This is a genomic window from Paraburkholderia saeva (assembly GCF_907164555.1).
GTDB lineage: Bacteria > Pseudomonadota > Gammaproteobacteria > Burkholderiales > Burkholderiaceae > Paraburkholderia > Paraburkholderia saeva.
Map to the genome: position 1 here is coordinate 300,976 of NZ_CAJQZC010000004.1, position 19,899 is coordinate 320,874.

Here is a 19,899-nt window from a genome sequence, read left to right on the forward strand (position 1 = left end):
AATCCGGGCGTCCGGCACTGTGAGGGAATGGGCGGCGCAATACGTCGATTTGTCGATTGAACGTCGCCCCTTCCGAAGGAAAGGTATGAAACACTCGATTCTCGCGGCAGCGATAGCTGCCGTGCTTACCGGTTGCGCGAGCACGGCTTCGCGCGATCAACTGAACATTCAGGACCCGACAGTCCTGAAACGCGGTTTCGGTACGCCTCAAGACGTCGCGTCTGGCGCGGCCCCGAAGCAATGGACCGACGTCTATACGCAGATCACGCACCGCGGCGACGTGCTGGACACGCTGCAACGCCGGCTCGATGCTTCCGGTCCGCGGAAGGACAGCTATGCGGGCGCGAAAGCGCAATGCTGGATTAACGCGGGCAAGGAAGCGTTTGCCGCACACGACGACTGGGGCTTCGTCGAAGAGGCCATTGGCGAGGCTGCGCGCCTCACGGTCAGTCTGGACACCGGGGATAGCGCGACGCCATCCACCGCTCAGGCGGCTGCCCAGGCAGCACAGGCGGTTCAGGCAACGCAAGCGGCGCAATCTGTGGCGCAGTCGGAAGCACAGGTCAACCCCGCGCTTCGAACGGTGGTAAAAGTGCGTCCGGATCTGTGGGATCAACTGGCGAAGGTTCGGGCCGATCCGCGATTTGCATGGTGTCCGCAGGCGCGCAAGCTGGCCGCGTGCTCTGAAGTCGAACTGATGTACGCGGGTCATGAAGCCTGGACGCGTGCTTTCGACAAGGCAAAACAGCGCACCGACACGCTTCAGGACCAGGTGCGCGCCAGCGAGCAGGCGCTATCGAGTTGTGCGGTGCCGGCACCCCCGCAGCCGCCACTGCCGAAGGTCATGTCACTTTCGTCGGACGCGCTTTTTGCGTTCGACCGGGGCGACGTGCCGGCCATTACGCCGCAAGGTCGCGCCCAGCTCGACGATATTGCCAACCGGCTGCGAGGTAGCGGCTTCACTGACCGGATGACCGTATCGGGCTACACGGACCGGCTCGGCTCTTCGCTGTACAACCTCAGGCTGTCGCGACAGCGCGCAAACTCGGTGAAGCAATATCTGATCAGCAAGGGCGTGACGATTCCGATTGACGCACAAGGTTTTGGCAAAGCGGAACCGGGTACGACATGTACGATGCGTAACCGGAAAGCGTTGATCGAGTGTCTGGCACCTGACCGGCGCGTGGATATCCGGTTCGTCGGGCAGAAGACCGTCACGCTTTCGCAGTAGTCCGGGTACACCAGCCCTCAGCGAGTGATGGATCCGCGTGCGTCGCGCGGATCCATCGCGTGAGTGGCGGGCTAGAACGCGTAATACGGACCTGGGCCGGCGGGCGTGGCGCGGGAATCGATGGCCGTGAAGACCTTGCGTCCGAAGAAAAACGGCAGACCCCAGTCGAATACATTGCCGGCCGTCCCGGCGAGATTGTTGAAAGCGAAGTTTGGCGTGGCAAACAACGCCTGTGCGTTGCCGACCTGAAACGACAGGGTGTTCGTCGCGCTACCGGCTCCCTTGATGGTAGCCGCTGATGTTTGAGTCGATGTCGGACAGTACCAGAGTCCGCAGACATTCAGCGTCGGGCTGGCAAAGAAGAGTCCGTTTGATCCGCTGTCGAAGAAGCTTTGCGTGTAGACCTTCCCGCCGACCGTCGTGGTGACGTAGCCGGTTACTGAGTTCGCCTTGAGAACCGTCGCGCCACCCAGGCTATTGTTTGCCTGCGTTCCGATGCCGAAGGTCAGCGAGCCGGTGACCGACGATGCGCCCATGTCAGGAACAGCGGGCAGCTCGATGACGACACCATTGTTGTCAAACGCAAATTGGCTGACGGGATTGGTCACCTGCGATGCGACGGGTTGCATGGTGGATGTGCAGGTGCCGTCGGTCGCGCAGGTGTAGTACCAGCGCGGTAGCGCGCTGCTGGCGCAGCCCCCGCCGCAATCCGCTGCAAAGAGGCCGATCCCCAGAATGCCGTTGCCGCGAAGTGCGGAGGTCGTCATCAGCGCAAGCCCGGCGCGTCCGCAATCGGCTGGCACGGTCGGCACGGACGCATCCGCAATGATATGGACGGGTAGCGCTGCGGCGACTTCGCCGGCCATACGCACGTCGGCGCTACGCACCGCGCCCCATGCGTAGCCGGTGCCAAACACTGCGCACTCGCCAACCGTACCGGTGGCGGATGGCTGGGCGGGTAACGCCAGGTCCGCAGGGAGCGCGGAGGCAAGCAGTCGCAACCCCTGCGAACCGGTGTCGACCTGAACGTTGTCGATGGTCGCGCAGTGATCGGTGCCCGGTTCACATACCGTGACGCTGGTCATCAGCATGTTGCGCGTCAGTCCTGGCGTCGCGCCCACGGTGACCGGCTGCTGGTTAGGAACCGTCGATTGCTGCACGGGCAGATTGACTGGCGCGCTCGCGGTGGCTGGCGTCCCCGTCGCGGGCGTCGCGGAGGCAGGTGCGCTGGCACTCGCACTGGCGGTTTCGTCTGTGCCTCCGCCGCCACAACCAGCAATAACGGTACAAAGCAGTAACACGCCGGGCAGCAGCAACCTTGTCGACATTGCGTGAGCCCCTTCAGCGCAGGTCATCGGCGGAGACGCCAGCGGGGAGCGCGCGCGGCAGCCACGCGCGCCCCACATAGCTGCGCATCTGCCCGCCCGATTCGACGACGAGGTCGGGTTGCGCAACGCGCGCAGCGTGAAGGGCGCCGCCGCTGGCCTGAGCGGACGCAGCGCCGTCACGCCACGAATCGTAGAAGCTGCCGAGCAGCGTCTTCAGGTCGGGCATTGTCGGGCCCTGCCAGGTGTAGGCGAAGATCTGCCCGGTATCCGTTGAGTATTCGTTGATGGTTGTGCCGCCGCCGTCGGTTGTCGTTCGTACCTGGAAGGAACCGCTCTTCAGCGAATGCACGACGGCTGCACTTGCGGCAGGGGCGGGCGGGACCATACCGCCGAGTTGCGCGTGGCAGACGCTGGGCGCGCAGAGCGCACCGGCCAGCGCGGTAGCCCATGTTGTGCAATACAGGATGACCTTGCTCATTGACATATCCGGGACAATCATTTCTGGCGGTGTTGAAACTGTTATTTCAAGATAACACCTGGTTTTCCTGAATAATCTGAAGCCCTTTGAGAAAGGTCTGAATCGATCTCGAAATGGTCTGGGGGGATGTTGAAAAAGGTCTTAAAAAACAGTGAACTAGGAAAATTTCAGACACCCTCCTGGTTGCGCCCGGAATGGTTGCCAACTGTTAATTTTTCGGGATGTCGAACGACGTTTACACCGGTGATGCTGGACATGACATCCGGCGCCATGCGGCCCCTTCATTTCCGGCTAAATACGGGTTTTTGCACTTCCGGGCGCGGGACCGGTAAAATCACGGGTTGATCCACGGAAACTTGCCGTGGCGTAGCGGAAGGATTCCCTGAACATGACTGATCGTCGTCTTACCTCGCGGTTCGCAGCATTGCTGGTGGCAGGCGGGCTCGTCGCCGGCTGCAGCGCGCCGTCGCCCACTCAAATCGACTACAAGAGCGACTCGAAATCGAAGGAAACGTCGCTGGCCGTGCCGCCGAACATGATCGAAGAAACGGCCGATCAGCGTTCCCTGCCGCCGCAGGGCGGCGAAACGTCACTGTCCGCGCTGAAGCAGGTGCAGGAAGCGGCGCCGGTCACGAACGTAGCGGTGCCGGTGGTCGCGAACATGCACATCCAGCGTGATGGCACCGAAAGCTGGCTCGTGATCGACAACAAGAAGCCCGATCAGGCGTGGCCGCAAATCCGCCGTTTCTGGCAGGAACAGGGTTTCCTGCTGGTCGTCGACCAGCGCGACAAGGGCGTGATGGAAACCGACTGGAACGAAACGCACGCGCAGATCAACGATGGCTTCATTCGCAACACCCTGTCGAAGACGATGGGCAACTCGTACGTGACGTCGGAGCGCAATAAATATCGCACGCGTCTCGAACCGGCACCGAACGGCGGCACCTACGTGTTCGTCAGCCAGAAGGGGATGCGTGAAGCGTTGTCGGGTCCGAACAACGACTCGAGCCAATGGCAGCCGAAGGCGAACGATCCAGCTCTCGAAGCCGAATACCTGAAACGTCTGATGGCCTCGCTGGCACTGGCCGATTCGCGCGGTCAGTCCGGCGATTCGCAGTCGGCGGCCGTATCGCTGGGTGGTGCGCAAACCGCGCCGGCCGCGGCACCTGCAAAGGGTGCTTCGGGCGCGAAATCCGCTGCGGCGGCCACAGCAGCGCAAAACGTCGCGCTTTCCGCACAGACGCCGGCGCCGGACGATCGCGACGCGAGCGGCAGCCAGTACACGTCGACGGAACTCACGCTCGGCGAGCCGTACGATCGCGCCTGGCTGCGCGTGGGCCTCGCGCTCGACCGCAGCAACTTCACGGTGGACGACCGCGACCGCACGAAGGGCCTGTACTTCGTGCGCTACGTGGATCCCAAGGACATGAGCTCGGCCGAACAGGGTTTCTGGAGCCAGGTGTTCCACGGCAAGAAAGAGAAGGTCGCGAAGCAGTACCGCGTCAATGTCCGCGCGGTGACGCCGAATCAGACGCGTGTGGCGGTCGTCGACGACAAGGGTGAGATCGATTCGTCCGCGCCGGCCAAGCAGATCATGGCGCTGGTAGTCGACCAGCTCCGCTGATCCGCGGTTTTCACGCGATATCAAACCCGCCTGGCTGGTCCGCAGGCGGGTTTTTTCATGTTCGCTGACGTTGCGGGCGGGTCTTCACGACAGGTGAACGCTTCGCTCAATTGCGATTTCCTGGCGCGGACCAGCAAAATGCGCAACGTGCGGCGTACGCAACCCGTTCTGGCGGCGGCCCATGAGCCTGCCTGGGCTCGCGATCGTGCCTGACGCGGATCGCGTCGCCGCCCGGACAGAAATCAGAACCCGATCGACGGAGCGCCGCGGATTCGCGTGTCGGTGTCCGCAACGGGTGAAATCTGCCCTTTCGATGAGCGCTGGCGGTTTTCCCGTTCGAGCGTCACCCTTCAGAGGCCGGCCCGGGAATCAACGTCTGGTCTGACGAGGATCGGTGCGCGGGTGCCTCCCCGTGCCGGGCCTCACCGCCCCCGTCGGACCTCGTCGCCTCCGTCGCGACACGGTTGCGCCCGCGCGTCTTCGGCCCACGCCGGCAATTTTCACCGGCAGGCCACGCCTGACCCGCTAGCTGGCTTCGCGGCTCGGCGTACCGAAGCCCGGGATCCGTTTGATCACGCCCACCGCCAGCGCCGTACCGACGAGAATCACGGCGCATCCTTCGATCATGCCGACCGAAACCTGCTCGCCGAGAAAGAGGGCGCCCCACAGGATGCCGAAGATCGGAATCACGAACGTGACGGTGATGGCGCGCGCCGGCCCGGCCACCGCGATCAGGTGGAAAAACAGCATGTACGCGACCCCGGTGCAGGCGACGCCCAGCGCAATCACGGCGCCCCATGCGTGCATGGAGATCGGCGTCACAGGCCACGTGGCGATCGCAACCGGCAGCAGGAGAATCGTCGCGCCCGTCATCGTGCCTGTGGCGACGGTCAGCGAGTCGACGCCCGTCAGATGCCGTTTCGCGTAGTTTGCCGCGATGCCGTACAGCAGCGTCGCGCCGAGGGCGGCCGCAGCGGCCAGCGCGGCCGTCAAAGGTGTGACGCCGGCACCTTGCGGGGCGGCGATCTGATCCCAGACGAGCATCAGCACACCGAGAAAGCCGATCACCATGCCGAGGCTGCGCAGTGCGCTCAGCCGGTCCTTGAGCCACAGGAACGCGACGAGCGCGCCCCAGAGCGGCGTCGTCGCGTTGATGACCGACGTGACGCCGGCGGAGAGCGTGAGCTCCGCATACGCGAAGAGGCAAAACGGGGCCGCCGAGTTCAGGACACCCACCACGAGGAGGGGCCAGGCGCGGCTTTTCAGTGTGCGGAACGCTTCGCGTGGCGCACGGCGCGCGAACAGCACGGCGAAGAGAAACAGTGCACCGATGCCGACGCGCAACGCCATCAGCGGCGCGACGCCAAAGTCGCTCACGCCGACGCGAATAAACAGGAACGACGCGCCCCAGAGGGCCGCGAGGATGAGCATTTGTAGGAGATTTTTGAGGGTCATCGCAGGAGCGTCGCGCGCAGTTGGGTCGCGACTCGCAGGCATGGTAGCACCGGCATCCTGGAGAATGCTTCAGGCTCGAGTGAAACAGCAAGGCAGGACAAACACCGTTTGTGCGGATTGACCGCATCGCCTTGCACTGCACTGCGTGGCGCCGTCCGTACAGCGGCGACGCCACGGCAATCCAGACACGCAACCCGCCGTGCGCGGCGGTGCAGTCCGGGTTAATGCGGAATCATTCCCGTCAGCACGTTCTGTTGCAGCCAGACGAGAATCCCGAGCACGATGGTGAGCAGAATCGAGTGTTTGAACGTCTTCGCGAACACCACGCCTTCCTTGCCCTTGAGCTCGGTCGTGGCGACTCCGGTTGCGATGTTCTGCGGCGAGATCATCTTGCCCATCACACCGCCGGACGAATTGGTCGCGGCCATCAGCACGGGATTGAGGTTCAGCTGGTTCGCGGCCACGACCTGCAGGTTACCGAAGAGCGCGTTGCCCGACGTGTCGCTGCCCGAAAGGAATACGGCCACCCAGCCAAGAAACGCGGACACGAGGGGAAAGAACGCACCCACCGAAGCTACACCGAGGCCAAGCGTGTAGTTCAACCCCGAGTAGTTCATCAGATACGCGAGGCCGACGATCGTCGCCACGGTCAGGATGGCGATCCGCGTCTGCACCCACGTGTCGACGATCGCACGACCGAATTCGTTCACCGGCAGGCCGACCACGAACGACGTGATGATCGCGGCCACGAGGATCGCGGTTCCGGTCGCAAGCGGCTGGAAGTCCCACACGGCGCTATACGGCGTGTTGTACAGCGTGATGAAGACGGCCTTGTCGAGACCCGGCCACGGAATTTTCACGTCGCCGATCAGGAACACCTTCGCGATTGTCCAGAGAATCACGACCGCCGCCACAATCAGCCAGGGCACCCAGCCCTGCACGCCGCTTACCTTGCCGCGTACCTCGTTCACGCGGTCGACGTTGATCGCGAACTGCGGATCGACGGCGGGCCTCCAGACGCGCAGAAAACCGATCGTGAGAATCAGCGAGACGAGCGACGACAGCACGTCCGTCAGGCTGTAGCTGATGTAATTCGACGTGACGAACTGCGTCAGCGCGAAGCTCGCACCCGAGACCAGCAGCACCGGCCAGACACGTACCATGTTGCGAAAGCCCGCGTAGACGGCGATCACATAAAACGGCAGCAGCAGCGCAAAAAACGGCAGCTGGCGGCCGACCATTTTCGCGAGCGCATCGGTGGGCAGATGCGTGACGGCGCCGAGCACGGTGATCGGTACGCCGAGCGCGCCGAACGCAACCGGTGCCGTGTTGAAGATCAGCGTGAACGTGAGCGCTTCGAGCGTCGGGAACCCGAGCAGGATCAGCAGCGAGCTCGTAATTGCGATGGGCGTGCCGAAACCGGAAATGCCTTCGAGCAGCGCGCCGAACGAAAAGCCGATCACGACCAGCACAATGCGGCGGTCGTTCGGCAGGTTGTCGATCATCCACATGCGGAACGCGGCAAAGCGTCCCGACTTCAGCGCGATGTTATAGAGCAGGATCGCGGCGAACACGATCCACATCACGGGCCAGCACGCGAACACGGCGCCCGCCACCACCGAATTGATCGCGAGCCCAACCGGAAACTGCCAGCCGAAGATCGCAACCAGCAGGCCGACGATCAGCCCGGCAAGCGAAGCCTGCCACGCAGGCCGGCGCGCCCACCCGAGCAGGACGAGCACGACGATGATCGGCAGTGCGGCAACGATGAATGATGGCAACAGGGCGTTGCCGATGGGAGTCAGTAGCTGGTGGAACATCACGTCTCCTTCTTTGTTGTAGGAATCGACGCGCAATGACTGAGCAGAATGCCGCGCCGCTTGAGACAGGACGGACCGAAACGGCATCGTCGGCCGGACGACGCTGCTTCGCGTAATTAAACGGATAGTTCGTGAACCAACCGCAGCATAGAACGACGCGCGACGCAGTCAAGAAGGGAAACTACCGGCGACGCGCAATTGAAGGCAAAACGAAAGCAGGCGGCTTCGATTCGATGCGTTTAAGCGACGCCAGACGCGCGCGCTCGCAGCACAGGATGAACAGGTAGCAAGCCGCGGCGACACAGGCTCAATGACCGTGTCCGCCGCCGTGGTAGTAGCTGCCGCCACCGTGGTAATAACCGCCGCCGTGATAGTAGCCGCCGTGGTAGCAGCATCCACCGCCCCAGAATCCGAAGCCGATCGCAACGGACGGCCCGTACCACGCGGGATAGCCGTAGTACGCGGGATAAGGCGGATAAGCGGGATACGCGTAGTAGGCCGGCACGTAGGCGGGCGGAACATAACCGGTCGATGCGGCGTTTTGCACAGGCTGCGCCGACTGCGTGGATGGCACGGCCTGCGTATAGACGCCGTTCTGGTCGACCTGGCCCGCAGGCATGTCCTGCTGGGTCGCGTACGCGGGCACGGCGTTATACCCGTAGTAGCCGTACGGGTAATAACCGTAGGGGTAGTAACAGCCCGACAAAGCCAGCAACAGACCGGCCGCGGATGAACGAACGATGATGGAGACGGGCTTCATGACGCACTCCCTGACTGGCCACATCGAGTGGCCACACCGCGGTCAGCACGTAGTTGATACGTGTGCGCGCGACCCTTGCGTCGCCTCACCGGGCGATGCGATTCCTTCAGCTTACGCCGACGCTGGTCACATCGTGTTAGAAACCGGTTACCGCATATTTCAAGGTCACGACATTCCACCCCTGTTTGCCACCCTTTACTTGCCCACCTGATTCCCGATTACGCCGCCGACGGCTGCACCACCGAGCGTCGACAGCGTGCTGCCGCCGATTGCTGCGCCCGCCGCGCCACCGACGCCTGCGCCGATTGCCGTGTCCCTCGTACGTGGACTCATGCCGTCGCAGGCGGAGAGGCTTGCCACTACCGTCACAAGGGCTGCGATCGCGCTGATTCGCTTGACTGCTTTCATGATGACGCTCCTGCTGTGTCGATGATGAAAGGAGAAGCATCCCGCGTTCCTGCCCATTGCGACGCACCTGGAACACGCCATACGCGGCGCACAAAAAAAGCCCGCCGAAGCGGGCTTTCTTACCGTCTGTCGAGGCGCACCTTCGCGCGCTGCCAGTCGTTATTGCCGTGATTCGCTGGCAACTCACTGCCGCTGATAGATCTCGGCGCCTTTCTTCATAAATTCGATCGACTTCACTTCCATGCCCTTTTTCAAGGCCTCGTCGTCGCTGATGCCCTGTTGCGCCGCGTATTCGCGCACGTCCTGCGTGATCTTCATCGAGCAGAAGTGCGGTCCGCACATCGAACAGAAATGCGCGACTTTCGCCGAATCCTTCGGCAAGGTTTCGTCGTGGAATTCACGCGCCTTGTCCGGATCGAGGCCGAGGTTGAACTGGTCTTCCCAGCGGAATTCGAAGCGCGCCTTCGAGAGCGCGTTATCGCGTACCTGCGCGCCCGGATGACCCTTCGCGAGATCGGCGGCGTGCGCGGCGAGCTTGTACGTGATGATCCCGGTCTTCACGTCGTCCTTGTTCGGCAGCCCGAGGTGTTCCTTCGGCGTGACGTAGCAGAGCATGGCCGTGCCGAACCAGCCGATCATCGCGGCACCGATGCCGGACGTGATGTGGTCGTAGCCCGGCGCGATGTCGGTCGTCAGCGGCCCGAGCGTGTAAAAAGGCGCTTCGTCGCACCATTCCAGCTGCAGGTCCATGTTCTCCTTGATCAGTTGCATCGGCACGTGACCGGGGCCTTCGATCATCGTCTGCACGTCGTGCTTCCACGCGATCTGCGTGAGTTCGCCGAGCGTCTTCAGTTCGCCGAGCTGTGCTTCGTCGTTCGCGTCGTAGATCGAGCCGGGACGCAGGCCGTCGCCGAGCGAGAAGGCCACGTCATACGCCTTCATGATTTCGCAGATGTCCTCGAAGTGCTCGTACAGGAAGCTTTCCTTGTGATGCGCGAGGCACCACTTCGCCATGATCGAGCCGCCGCGCGACACGATACCGGTCATGCGCTTCGCCGTGAGTGGCACGTATTGCAGACGTACGCCCGCATGAATCGTGAAGTAGTCGACGCCCTGTTCGGCCTGTTCGATCAGCGTGTCGCGGAAGATTTCCCACGTCAGGTCTTCCGCACGGCCGTTGACCTTTTCGAGCGCCTGATAGATCGGCACCGTGCCGATCGGCACCGGCGAATTGCGGATAATCCATTCGCGCGTTTCGTGGATGTGCTTGCCGGTGGAGAGATCCATCACCGTGTCGCCGCCCCAGCGGATCGCCCACGTCATCTTGTCGACTTCCTCGCCGATCGATGAAGTGACGGCCGAGTTGCCGATATTCGCATTCACCTTCACGAGGAAGTTGCGGCCGATGATCATCGGCTCGCTCTCGGGGTGATTGATGTTGTTAGGGATGATCGCGCGGCCGCGCGCGACTTCCTCGCGCACGAACTCCGGCGTGATTTCCTTCAGCGCATCGGGGCCGAACGCGCTCGCGCCGAACGCCTGGCCCGGATGCTGGCGGCCCATCATCGCGGCGAGCTTTTCGCCGTTCGGACCGCTGGTGCGCAGGCTTTCCAGATATTCGGCGCGGCGCTGGTTCTCGCGAATCGCGATGTATTCCATTTCCGGTGTGATGATGCCCCGGCGCGCGTAATGCATCTGCGAGACGTTTTTGCCGGGCATCGCGCGACGCGGCGTGCGATGCAGACCCTGGAAGCGCAGGTCTGCGGTGGCGGAATCGGCGGCGCGTTCGCGGCCGTAGTCGCTTGTCAGGCCGGGCAGCGCCTTGGTGTCGCCACGCGCTTCGATCCAGCGTTGACGCAGCGCGGGCAGCCCCGCGCGGATGTCGATGTGCGCGTCCGGATCGGTGTATGGGCCCGACGTATCGTAGACGTAGACCGGCGGATTCTTCTCGCCGCCGAAGCTGTCCGGCGTGTCGGACTGGGTGATTTCGCGCATCGGTACGCGGATATCCGGCTGCGATCCGGTGACGTAGACCTTGCGGGAATTCGGCAGCGGGGCGACAGCGGCGGCGTCGACGTGGGCGTCGGCGGAAAGGAATTTTGGATTGGCGTTCATGCTTCTCTCCGGATGTGGGGAAAAGCTAAAGCGGAAGACTTGATGGAAGGTGAGCGGAGTTCGCGCGGGACGTGCTGCAGTGAAACGGTTGAGGCGGCGAACTCCGTACGCTTCCCTGCGCTGGCATTATCCAGATCAGGTTCAAAGGGTATTTCTCACCCACGAAGCACACCGACCATCGTTCGATGCGCCACGCAGGACCCCCGCGTTAGCAGCGCACACAATACACCGGGTTTTGGGCGCATGGCAACCCGGCGCAAAAAAATCATTGCGAGCAGCGTCGCGTGGCTTGCGTCGTCATTTCGTCTGACGTCACGGTTTTCTTTCGGCGCGCGTGATGGCTGGAAGAATGCCGGACGGTAACCGTTTCGTAATGTTGGTGGGCCAAAGCCGTAGCGTTTTGGGGCGTTGCGCTAGCATGGAGAGTGCAGCCGACGCTGCGTCAAGCGGGGCGCACGCCGCGCTTCCGTCAAGGGCTGGAGCGCTCCAGCCAGCGTTCACTCTTTTCCGGCCTTGCAGGCATCCAGAAAAATTTTGCTCATGTTGTCATAACAGCGGATGTGCCGCGACAAACGTGCAGATTTCCAGATGGAGCCTGCCATGCAAACGCATTCAACCCGATCGTCGACACCGCGCGAACCGGCCCGCTACGCGCGCGCCGTGCATGGCTTCGCGCTCGCTCTGGCGTTTTCGCTTGCAACGGGCAGTGTCGCGCAGGCCGCTACCACGATGTGCACCGCGCACAGCCCGGCGCATCGCGTGGCGCTCATCGAGCTGTACAGCAGCGAGGGGTGCAACAGCTGCCCGCCCGCGGACCGCTGGCTGGGTCAATGGAAGGGCCGCGGCGTGCCCGACAGTGTCGTGCCGCTCGCGTTGCACGTCGATTACTGGAACAGCCTTGGCTGGATGGACCGCTTTTCGCAGCACCGATTCACGGAACGTCAGCAAAGTCTGACCGATCTCGCGGGCGGTCACACGATCTACACGCCGGAAGTGTTCGTCTCGGGCCGCGAACTGCGTAGCTGGTCGCAACCTTCCAGCTTCGAGTCGCGCGTGCAGGATGTGACCGCGAAACCCGCGCAGGCCGACGTCGCCATCGCAGTCGCGCCGCGCGTGCCGCCCACAGCGGGCGCACTCGATGTCGACGCCACGTTCACCGCGCGCACAGCCGGAAGCGACAGGTTGAACGCCTACGTGGCCGTCTATGAAAACGACCTGAATACGCAGGTGCATGCGGGCGAAAACAGCGGCGCGACGCTGCATCACGAGCGGGTGGTGCGGCAATGGATCGGACCGGTGCCGCTCGTCGCCGGTTACGCGCGGATTCATCAGGATGTCGCGCTGGGCGCGTTTGATCGCGAAGCCGGCGGCGGCACAAATTTGCCAGCGTCAGGGAATAAATTCGGCGTGGCGGCGTTCGTGGAGAATGCCGCGACCGGCGAGGTGCTGCAGGTGGCCGATCTTGCCGCCTGTCACTGAGCCGCCACTTCACTGATTCATTGAGTAGCAGAAACCGGGGAGCTTTCGATGCATACGTCCCGTCTTCACGCCAACGCCGCACCGCCGGCCGCACCCGTGCGCGGCGCGATACATCCCGCCTGGGTGCGCGTCACCCACTGGCTCAACGCGCTTGCGGCCATCATCATGATGCTGTCGGGCTGGCGCATCTACGATGCGTCGCCGATCTTTCCGGGTTTCGTGTTTCCGCCTTCGCTCACGCTCGGCGGCTGGCTGGGCGGCGCGCTGCAATGGCATTTCGCCGCGATGTGGCTGCTGGTCTTCAATGGCCTCGTGTACCTTACCCTCAATCTCGCGGGCGGGCGCTTCTGGCACAAGTTCCTGCCGCTCTCGCCGCGCGCGATCGTCAGCGATCTCGCAGCCGCGCTCACCGGCAAGCTCTCGCATGCCGATCTGCGCCAGTACAACGCCGTGCAGAAATTCGCGTACCTGTTCGTCATCTGTGACCTGATCGTGCTCGTGTTGTCGGGCCTCGCGATCTGGAAGTCGGTGCAGTTTCCGCTCCTGCGCGAGCTGATGGGGGGCTACGACACCGCACGTATCGTTCATTTCACCGCGATGTCGCTGATGGCCGCGTTTATCGTCGTGCACGTCGTGATGGTCGCGCTCGTGCCGCGCTCACTGCTCACGATGCTGCGTGGCCGTCAGGGAGAATCCAGATCATGAAGCCGGAACGCAAACCCGCGATCAAGCTCGACCGCGAATCGATCCTGATCGACGCGCGCCGCGAACTTGCGATGCCGTCACGACGCCTCTTCGGCAAGCAGCTTCTGACACTCGGCGGTCTCACGATGCTGACGGGCTGCTCGATCACCGACAACGACTCGGTGAACACGTTTCTCACGGCTGTATCGCGTCTGAACGACCGCGCGCAGGCGTTCATTTTCGATCCGACGCAGATGGCGCCGACGTACACCGAAGCGCAGATCACGCGGCCGTTCCCGTTCAACGCGTTCTACGGGATCGACGACGTGCCGGAAGTCGACGCATCGGACTACAAGCTCCAGTTGAGCGGACTCATCACGGGCAAGAAAACGTGGATGCTACCGGAGCTCTACGCGTTGCCGCACGCGGAGCAGATCACGCGGCATATCTGCGTGGAAGGGTGGAGTGCGATCGGCCGCTGGGGCGGCACGCCGTTCGGCGATTTCCTGCGTCGCGTGGGCGCGGATACATCCGCGAAATACGTCGGCTTCAAATGCGCGGACGACTACTTCGAAAGCATCGACATGCCCACGGCGCTTCATCCACAGACGCTCCTCACGTTCGAATACGACGGAGCGCGCCTGCCGCCGAAATACGGATTCCCGATGAAGCTGCGGATGCCCACCAAGCTTGGCTACAAGAACCCGAAGCATATCGTCGAGATGTTCGTGACGAATACGTATCCGGGCGGCTACTGGGTCAATCAGGGCTACAACTGGTTCGGAGGCTCCTGACGCGCGCGGGTCATGCGTGCGCGCCTGCAGGCCTGCATCGTGCCAATGTGCCATGACCCCGGACGGCAGAAGCTTCAGAAATACCCGGCACACGCCGGTTCACCTTGTGATAACAAAACGGAGTCATCTCATGAAAAAGCTCGCAATCGCCGCATTCGCAATTTTCTCCATCGCTGGCGCAACGTCGGCATTGGCGCAGGAAGCCAGCGGCGCGATGTCGAACGGCGCGATGTCGCACGACTCGATGTCCAAGGACTCGATGTCGAAGGATTCGATGTCCAAAGACAAGATGAGTCACAAGAATGCGAAAAAGAGCAGTGACTCGATGGGCATGAAGCACGAAGCATCGGGCGCCATGGCGAACTGACAGGCGCTCGCCGCATCCGCGCGGATGCGGCGATACCCGGATGCGAAGGCCGTACGCAACGAGACGTCCGGCCATTTGGTGCCGCTCACCTATCCCACAACGCTGTCATTCGAACGGCAGGTCCACTCCTGGACCTGCCGAATGCCCTTTGCAAGCATCTCGGTCGTTATCGACGCCCGGGTCGCCACTTCCATGCCGGACGCACTTGACACGCTGCGCGCCGGATGTGACGCGGTCAGACCGACGCGCTCAGATGCGGGGCCGCGATGCGCAGCGCGCTGACGACGGCCGCGGCAGCCGCGAACGCGGCGGCGACATAGAGTGCGATCGTCGGTCCGTGCCCGGGTGCGATGCCGAAGATCAGCGCGACGAGCGCCGCCCCGAGCGTCTGCCCGGTCAGCCTCGCCATACCGAGCATGCCGCCTGCACCGCCGCTGCGCGTGCGTGGCGCCGACGACATGATTGCGTGGTTGTTCGGCGCCTGGAACAGGCCAAAGCCGGCACCGCACAGCGCCATGCGCCAGACGATGTCAACCGTGCCCGGGTGCGCGCCGATCATCGCAAGCGACAGCAGTCCGGCCGCTAACAGCGCGAGCCCGATGCCGCCGAGCATGCCGGCCGAGCAGCGGTCGGACAGCGCGCCGGCAAGCGGCGCGGCGAGCACGATCACGAGCGGCCAGGGCGTCATATAGAGGCCGGTCTGAACCTGCGAGAAGCCGAGCGAATTCTGGAGCCAGAACGGTAGTGCGACGAACGCGAGCATCTGCGAGGTGAACGACGCGATCGACGTGCAGATCGACAGCGCGAAGACCGGGATGCGCATCAGGTCGACGGGCAGGAGCGGTGCCGGCTGCGATAGCTGTCGTTGCACGAAGAAATAGCCGACGACGCACGCCAGCGTCAATTCCGCAACGATGAACGCACCGCGCTCGCCGTAGCCGAGTCCGTCCGCGGCCATGATCAGCAGCCCGAACACACAGGCATTCATCAGCGCGCTCCTGGCATCGTACGGCGCGTCGTGCAGCGGATTGGCGGGCAGCGTGCGCAGGCCGCCGAGCACCGCGGCGATGCCGATGGGCACGTTGATCGCGAAAAGCCACGGCCATGATGCGACCGACAGCACTGCGGACGCGATCGTTGGCCCGATCGCCGCCGACAGTGCGACCACCATCGCGTTGACCGACACGCCGCGTCCAAGCATCGACGACGGATAGATTGTCCGCACGAGCGCTGCGATGACGCTCATCATGCCCGATGCGCCGAGCCCCTGGATCACGCGCATTGCCGCGAGCGTCGGCAGCGAACTCGCGAGTGCGCAGCCGAGCGACGCGATAGTGAACACCACGAGGCCGGCAATGTAGATGCGCCGGTAGCCGACGCGATCGCCAAGCGACGCGAGCGGCAGCAGCGTGATCGTGATGGCGATCTGATAGGCGTTGACGATCCAGATCGACGCGGCGTCGGATGCATGCAGGTCGCGCGCGATGGTCGGCAACGCGACGTTGGCGATCGCGCCGTCGAGCACGGCGAGCAGGGTGCCCAGCGAGATGAAGACGACCGCCCAGAAGCGCTGCGGAAGCGGCAGGCCCATATCGGCATGCAAGAGGGGGACCGTGCCAATCTGGGGCTGTAACTCAGCCATGGGGCTTCCTTGTGGTGATGGTGCGGCAGGTCGAATCGCGTGCTTACGTTTCCCCCGTCGGCCTCATCGACACGACCGGATCGATTCCACCACGCTCAGTTCGCAACTCTCGTCATCAGATGATCGCCAAACTGCTCCCGCAGACGGTTTTTCTGGATCTTGCCTGTAGCGCCCAACGGGATCGCGTCGACGAAGACCACATCATCAGGCGTCCACCATTTCGCGATCTTGCCTTCATAGAAAGCGAGCAGTTCTTCCCGCGTCAAATCCGCTTGCGGCTTCTTGACGACGATCAGCAACGGACGCTCGTCCCACTTCGCGTGTTTCGCGGCAATGCATGCAGCCTGGGAGACTGCCGGATGCGCCATCGCGATATTCTCAAGGTCGATGGAGCCAATCCACTCGCCACCAGACTTGATGACGTCCTTGCTGCGATCGGTGATCTGCATGAAGCCATCGGCATCGATGGTCGCAACGTCGCCGGTCGGGAACCACTCTTGCCCATCGTCATCGAGCTGCAGCGGACTGTTCCCCTCGCTCCTGAAGTAGTCGCGCACCACCCATGGACCGCGCACCTGCAGGTCACCGGAAGTCGCGACGTCCCAGGGCAGCTCCACGCCGTCCGCGCCGACGATTCTCATGTCGACGCCAAACACGGCGCGACCTTGTTTGGATTGCACGGCATAACGCTCTTCCATGGACATCTCAACGTGCCTGGCCTTCATGGTGCCGACGGTTCCGATAGGGCTCATTTCGGTCATTCCCCAGACGTGCAACACCGCCACGCTGTATGTCTCCTGGAACTTGCGGAGCATGACCGGCGTGCAGGCCGCGCCACCAATGATGGTGCGTCTCATGCTCGAAAACGCCTGGCCTGTTTCCTCGAGATGGCCAAGCAGGCCTTGCCAGACAGTCGGCACACCAGCGGAGACCGTAACCTGCTCGGCTTCGAGCAGTTCATAGAGCGATTTGCCGTCCAGCGCCGGCCCGGGGAGTACGAGTTTGGCGCCGACCATGCACGCGATGTACGGAAGTCCCCACGCATTGACATGAAACATCGGCACAACGGGCAGGATCACGTCGCGTGCCGAACAGTTCAGCGAATCAGGCAGCGCCGCCGCATAGGTATGCAGCATCGAAGAGCGATGGCTGTACAGAGCGCCTTTCGGGTTGCCTGTCGTGCCAGAGGTGTAGCAGAGCGTACTGGCGGCGTTTTCGTCGAAACGCGGCCAGGCGTAGTCGGGCGAAGACGCCTCGATCAGGTCTTCGTAGCACAGCAGGTTGTCAATGCCGGCGTCCTTCGGCATGTGGGCGTGATCGGTCATGGCGATGAACGCCTTGACCGTCTTGCAGCGGCCAGCGACCGCCTTGATCAACGGCAGGAAAGTCAGGTCGAAGAAGATGTACTGGTCTTCGGCGTGATTGGCGATGTAAGCGACCTGGTCTTCATGCAGACGAGGATTGATGGTATGCAGAATGGCACCCATGCCAGAGACGCCGTAGTACAGCTCCAGATGACGGTAGCCGTTCCACGCCAGCGTGCCGATCCGGTCGGCGGGATTGACACCGAGGCGGGTCAACGCATTGGCCATCTGGCGCGCGCGACGGTGGCAGTCGCGGAAAGTGTAGCGATGGATATCGCCTTCCACTCGCCGGGACACGATCTCCGTGTCGCCATGATGCCGGTCGGCATGCACGATGAGTGAGGAGATCAACAACTGCTTTTGCATCATCAAGCCGTTCATGGCGTCGTTCCCTTCTAATGTCTGTGATCGTGGAGCGGGGACATGGCTGTACCCCTCTGCCAGGTTCCGCCTCAAGGCCGCGAACCGGGACCACGTGTCTCCCCTCTACTGGGTTTTTGCAATCAGATAACGGCTCTCGCGACCGGAGAGATCGCGATGCGGCATGGACTGCGCGCTTGTCGCGCATAGCCATCTTTTCGGCGCCTGTGACCTGCGATAACCCGGCGTGGTGCCGCAGTCCTGATATGGCCGGACTGTCTGGTGCGTCTTGCGGGCGACGCACTGAGTGTCATGAGGACCCCGCGGATATCGGGAATCCTCATGAATTTCAGATCAATTGAATGCCGTGAGATCTTTCGGCTTGATGTCATGCTGCTCGCAGTAAGCAAGATAGCGCTGCAGCGAGGTCTTCCAGTTTTCCATCGCGATGATGTTGTCGTTCTCGTCGAGGAAAATCAGATCGCCGATCATCTGAATAAACGTGACCATGTAGCCGTCTCCGCTTCCGGTGGTGACGACTTCAGGCGTGTGGGTCGACGCGGCGGTCTCGTACACGACGTCGCCGGGTCCGGCGATCCAGTCGTGCTCCTTGTATTTCCACTTGCCTTCGATCGTGTAGACGAGAACCGTGCCAGTGTGGTGGTGCCTGGGCAGTTGCATGTCCATCGGTGCCTTCATCATCACGATGATTTCACCGCGGATCGGGTCAAGCTTGAAGTACTTCAGCAGGACGTTGTCCGCATAGGGCGTAAACGGTACCCACGGCAGTGATTCGCCATCGATGAGCGAGGTGTCGACTTGTTCGTGAAGCATATCTGTCTCCATTTTGGTGTGGGGGTCAAACCTGTTAAGCGTACCGGGGCTACCCGTCTGTCCCTGAGGGGTGGGCGCCCTGGATACGCCGGATGAAACTGTCGTCTTAGACCAGCGGGGCGCCCGTGAGGGTGGCGCGCAGCATCTTTCTTGGCTCATTGCCGTAGTCCGCCACGGCGTAGTGCTGAACCTGCAGGTTGTCCCACATGGCAACCGTGTTGGTTCTCCACTTCAGACGGACCTGGTATTCCGGAATCGCGGCCTGGAAGGCCAGATAGTTCAGCAGGTGATGCGCCTCGGGCATAAAGTCCTGGCCGTACCGGATGTCCTCGAAGTTGTAGAAATTCGAGAAATGCGTCGTGAACGTCGAGTTGACGAACAACACCTTTTCGCCCGTCTCGGGATGGGTGAGCACCACCGGGTGCTCAGCGGCGGGGTTCTTCGCTGCCATCGCGTGACGGTCTGCGATCGGCATCTGCGCGCCAAAGGCGTGCTCGGCACTGTGCTTGGCGTACAGGCCGTCGATCCGTTGCTTGATGGCCTCGGGCAGCTTTTCGTAGGCCATCACCATGTTGGACCAGATGGTGTCGCCGCCGGTCTCCGGACCCAGTTCGCAGCGCAACACCGCACCGCGGGGCGGCGCCTTCTTGTAGGTGACATCGGCATGCCAGGTGTTTTCGCGGCTGGCTTTTTCGACGAAGCCCTGGGGCTTGCCCGGCTCGAGATTGCGGTACAGCATCAGCAGCTTGTCCGCCTCCGGATGGCTCGGGGCAAGGGGATGGGCTTCCAGTCCGGCGAATTGCGCGGCGAAGTTCTGCTGCTCCATCGGCGTGATGTTCTGATCGCGGAAGAACAGGACCTTGTGCTTCAGCCACAGCGCCCGGATTTCGGCGATAGCCTCAGGATCCTGCGCAGCGTCAGCGAGGCTGATGTTGCTGAGTTCGGCGCCGATGGCGGGCGTGCAGATCTCCACCTTGATCGAATGCTGGCGCACAGATGGCCGGACAATGGCCGGTGCCACGGGCGCGGTTTGTGAAGAAGTGTTTTGGGGTACGGCGGTTGCTGTCATTGATGTCTCCAATCTGTACTCGTGCGGCGGCGAGCCATGTGTGCGTCCGGCAGATGTAGCTGGCCCCTGTCAGGACGGCAGGGGCAT

General features: G+C 62.7%; 17 protein-coding genes. 6 read left to right on the forward strand and 11 right to left on the reverse strand.

Going from position 1 to position 19,899, the window contains the following annotated elements; translation table 11 throughout:
- Positions 1–85: 85 nt before the first annotated feature.
- Positions 86–1,231, forward strand: coding sequence for an OmpA family protein (locus tag LPA36_RS12840; RefSeq protein ID WP_228876998.1), 1,146 nt, complete (start codon positions 86–88; stop codon positions 1,229–1,231).
- Positions 1,232–1,302: 71 nt separating this feature from the next.
- On the opposite strand, the gene LPA36_RS12845 is transcribed toward LPA36_RS12840, so the two are convergent.
- Together LPA36_RS12845 and LPA36_RS12850 are read right to left on the reverse strand one after the other, a co-directional pair.
- Entirely contained in the window at positions 1,303–2,559 is a 1,257-nt protein-coding gene (locus LPA36_RS12845; protein ID WP_228877000.1) for a DUF3443 domain-containing protein, read from the reverse strand.
- A gap of 13 nt (positions 2,560–2,572) precedes the next feature.
- Positions 2,573–3,037: a DUF2844 domain-containing protein gene (locus tag LPA36_RS12850; protein WP_228877002.1), complete on the reverse strand. Its 465-nt coding sequence runs from the start codon at positions 3,035–3,037 to the stop codon at positions 2,573–2,575.
- Between the two features lie 388 nt (positions 3,038–3,425).
- On the opposite strand from LPA36_RS12850, the gene bamC reads away from it, so the two are divergent.
- A complete protein-coding gene (gene bamC, locus LPA36_RS12855) occupies positions 3,426–4,661 on the forward strand; it encodes an outer membrane protein assembly factor BamC (RefSeq protein WP_228877003.1) in 1,236 nt (411 codons plus the stop codon).
- Positions 4,662–5,186: 525 nt separating this feature from the next.
- On the opposite strand, the gene LPA36_RS12860 is transcribed toward bamC, so the two are convergent.
- From LPA36_RS12860 to thiC, 5 genes are all read right to left on the reverse strand, one after another.
- Positions 5,187–6,116: a DMT family transporter gene (locus LPA36_RS12860; protein ID WP_228877004.1), complete on the reverse strand. Its 930-nt coding sequence runs from the start codon at positions 6,114–6,116 to the stop codon at positions 5,187–5,189.
- A 221-nt stretch (positions 6,117–6,337) separates the two neighbouring features.
- The gene (locus LPA36_RS12865) at positions 6,338–7,936 is read right to left on the reverse strand and encodes an L-lactate permease (protein WP_228877010.1); all 1,599 of its coding nucleotides are present in this window, start codon (positions 7,934–7,936) and stop codon (positions 6,338–6,340) included.
- Between the two features lie 307 nt (positions 7,937–8,243).
- A complete protein-coding gene (locus LPA36_RS12870) occupies positions 8,244–8,696 on the reverse strand; it encodes a hypothetical protein (protein ID WP_228877012.1) in 453 nt (150 codons plus the stop codon).
- 195 nt (positions 8,697–8,891) lie between these two features.
- Positions 8,892–9,104, reverse strand: coding sequence for a glycine zipper 2TM domain-containing protein (locus LPA36_RS12875; RefSeq protein ID WP_228877014.1), 213 nt, complete (start codon positions 9,102–9,104; stop codon positions 8,892–8,894).
- A 183-nt stretch (positions 9,105–9,287) separates the two neighbouring features.
- The gene (gene thiC / locus LPA36_RS12880; protein WP_228877017.1) at positions 9,288–11,219 is read right to left on the reverse strand and encodes a phosphomethylpyrimidine synthase ThiC; all 1,932 of its coding nucleotides are present in this window, start codon (positions 11,217–11,219) and stop codon (positions 9,288–9,290) included.
- Positions 11,220–11,819: 600 nt separating this feature from the next.
- Here thiC and LPA36_RS12885 point away from each other — a divergent pair.
- The 4 genes from LPA36_RS12885 (at position 11,820) to LPA36_RS12900 (ending at position 14,543) form a co-directional block, all read left to right on the forward strand.
- A complete protein-coding gene (locus tag LPA36_RS12885; protein WP_407674270.1) occupies positions 11,820–12,698 on the forward strand; it encodes a DUF1223 domain-containing protein in 879 nt (292 codons plus the stop codon).
- A 48-nt stretch (positions 12,699–12,746) separates the two neighbouring features.
- Entirely contained in the window at positions 12,747–13,403 is a 657-nt protein-coding gene (locus tag LPA36_RS12890; RefSeq protein ID WP_228877019.1) for a cytochrome b/b6 domain-containing protein, read from the forward strand.
- On the forward strand, positions 13,400–14,176 hold the full coding sequence (locus tag LPA36_RS12895) for a molybdopterin-dependent oxidoreductase (RefSeq protein ID WP_228877020.1): 777 nt from the start codon (positions 13,400–13,402) through the stop codon (positions 14,174–14,176). The genes LPA36_RS12890 and LPA36_RS12895 overlap by 4 nt, the downstream gene beginning before the upstream one ends.
- Before the next feature lie 130 nt (positions 14,177–14,306).
- Positions 14,307–14,543 carry a pentapeptide MXKDX repeat protein gene (locus LPA36_RS12900; RefSeq protein WP_228877023.1) on the forward strand — a complete coding sequence of 79 codons (237 nt, stop codon included), beginning with the start codon at positions 14,307–14,309 and terminating at the stop codon, positions 14,541–14,543.
- 235 nt (positions 14,544–14,778) lie between these two features.
- On the opposite strand, the gene LPA36_RS12905 is transcribed toward LPA36_RS12900, so the two are convergent.
- The 4 genes from LPA36_RS12905 to LPA36_RS12920 all read right to left on the reverse strand — a co-directional run bounded on the left by LPA36_RS12905 (position 14,779) and on the right by LPA36_RS12920 (position 19,812).
- Complete coding sequence (locus LPA36_RS12905) at positions 14,779–16,146, reverse strand: MFS transporter (RefSeq protein ID WP_228877510.1); 1,368 nt, start codon at positions 16,144–16,146, stop codon at positions 14,779–14,781.
- 134 nt (positions 16,147–16,280) lie between these two features.
- Positions 16,281–17,930, reverse strand: a complete 1,650-nt coding sequence (locus LPA36_RS12910; protein WP_228877024.1) for a 3-(methylthio)propionyl-CoA ligase — start codon at positions 17,928–17,930, stop codon at positions 16,281–16,283.
- A gap of 333 nt (positions 17,931–18,263) precedes the next feature.
- Positions 18,264–18,743, reverse strand: coding sequence for a 2,4'-dihydroxyacetophenone dioxygenase family protein (locus LPA36_RS12915; protein ID WP_228877026.1), 480 nt, complete (start codon positions 18,741–18,743; stop codon positions 18,264–18,266).
- A 106-nt stretch (positions 18,744–18,849) separates the two neighbouring features.
- Positions 18,850–19,812: a TauD/TfdA dioxygenase family protein gene (locus LPA36_RS12920; RefSeq protein ID WP_228877028.1), complete on the reverse strand. Its 963-nt coding sequence runs from the start codon at positions 19,810–19,812 to the stop codon at positions 18,850–18,852.
- Between the last annotated feature and the right edge of the window lie 87 nt (positions 19,813–19,899).

Excerpts from the sequence above, each read along its gene's own strand:
- LPA36_RS12840 (WP_228876998.1), top strand. The coding sequence starts at position 86 with ATGAAACACTCGATTCTCGCGGCAGCGATAGCTGCCGTGCTTACCGGT.
- thiC (WP_228877017.1), bottom strand. The coding sequence starts at position 11,219 with ATGAACGCCAATCCAAAATTCCTTTCCGCCGACGCCCACGTCGACGCC.
- LPA36_RS12910 (WP_228877024.1), bottom strand. The coding sequence starts at position 17,930 with ATGAACGGCTTGATGATGCAAAAGCAGTTGTTGATCTCCTCACTCATC.
- LPA36_RS12900 (WP_228877023.1), top strand. The coding sequence starts at position 14,307 with ATGAAAAAGCTCGCAATCGCCGCATTCGCAATTTTCTCCATCGCTGGC.
- LPA36_RS12860 (WP_228877004.1), bottom strand. The coding sequence starts at position 6,116 with ATGACCCTCAAAAATCTCCTACAAATGCTCATCCTCGCGGCCCTCTGG.
- LPA36_RS12850 (WP_228877002.1), bottom strand. The coding sequence starts at position 3,037 with ATGAGCAAGGTCATCCTGTATTGCACAACATGGGCTACCGCGCTGGCC.
- LPA36_RS12845 (WP_228877000.1), bottom strand. The coding sequence starts at position 2,559 with ATGTCGACAAGGTTGCTGCTGCCCGGCGTGTTACTGCTTTGTACCGTT.
- LPA36_RS12895 (WP_228877020.1), top strand. The coding sequence starts at position 13,400 with ATGAAGCCGGAACGCAAACCCGCGATCAAGCTCGACCGCGAATCGATC.
- LPA36_RS12890 (WP_228877019.1), top strand. The coding sequence starts at position 12,747 with ATGCATACGTCCCGTCTTCACGCCAACGCCGCACCGCCGGCCGCACCC.
- LPA36_RS12885 (WP_407674270.1), top strand. The coding sequence starts at position 11,820 with ATGCAAACGCATTCAACCCGATCGTCGACACCGCGCGAACCGGCCCGC.
- LPA36_RS12875 (WP_228877014.1), bottom strand. The coding sequence starts at position 9,104 with ATGAAAGCAGTCAAGCGAATCAGCGCGATCGCAGCCCTTGTGACGGTA.
- LPA36_RS12865 (WP_228877010.1), bottom strand. The coding sequence starts at position 7,936 with ATGTTCCACCAGCTACTGACTCCCATCGGCAACGCCCTGTTGCCATCA.
- LPA36_RS12920 (WP_228877028.1), bottom strand. The coding sequence starts at position 19,812 with ATGACAGCAACCGCCGTACCCCAAAACACTTCTTCACAAACCGCGCCC.
- LPA36_RS12870 (WP_228877012.1), bottom strand. The coding sequence starts at position 8,696 with ATGAAGCCCGTCTCCATCATCGTTCGTTCATCCGCGGCCGGTCTGTTG.
- bamC (WP_228877003.1), top strand. The coding sequence starts at position 3,426 with ATGACTGATCGTCGTCTTACCTCGCGGTTCGCAGCATTGCTGGTGGCA.
- LPA36_RS12915 (WP_228877026.1), bottom strand. The coding sequence starts at position 18,743 with ATGCTTCACGAACAAGTCGACACCTCGCTCATCGATGGCGAATCACTG.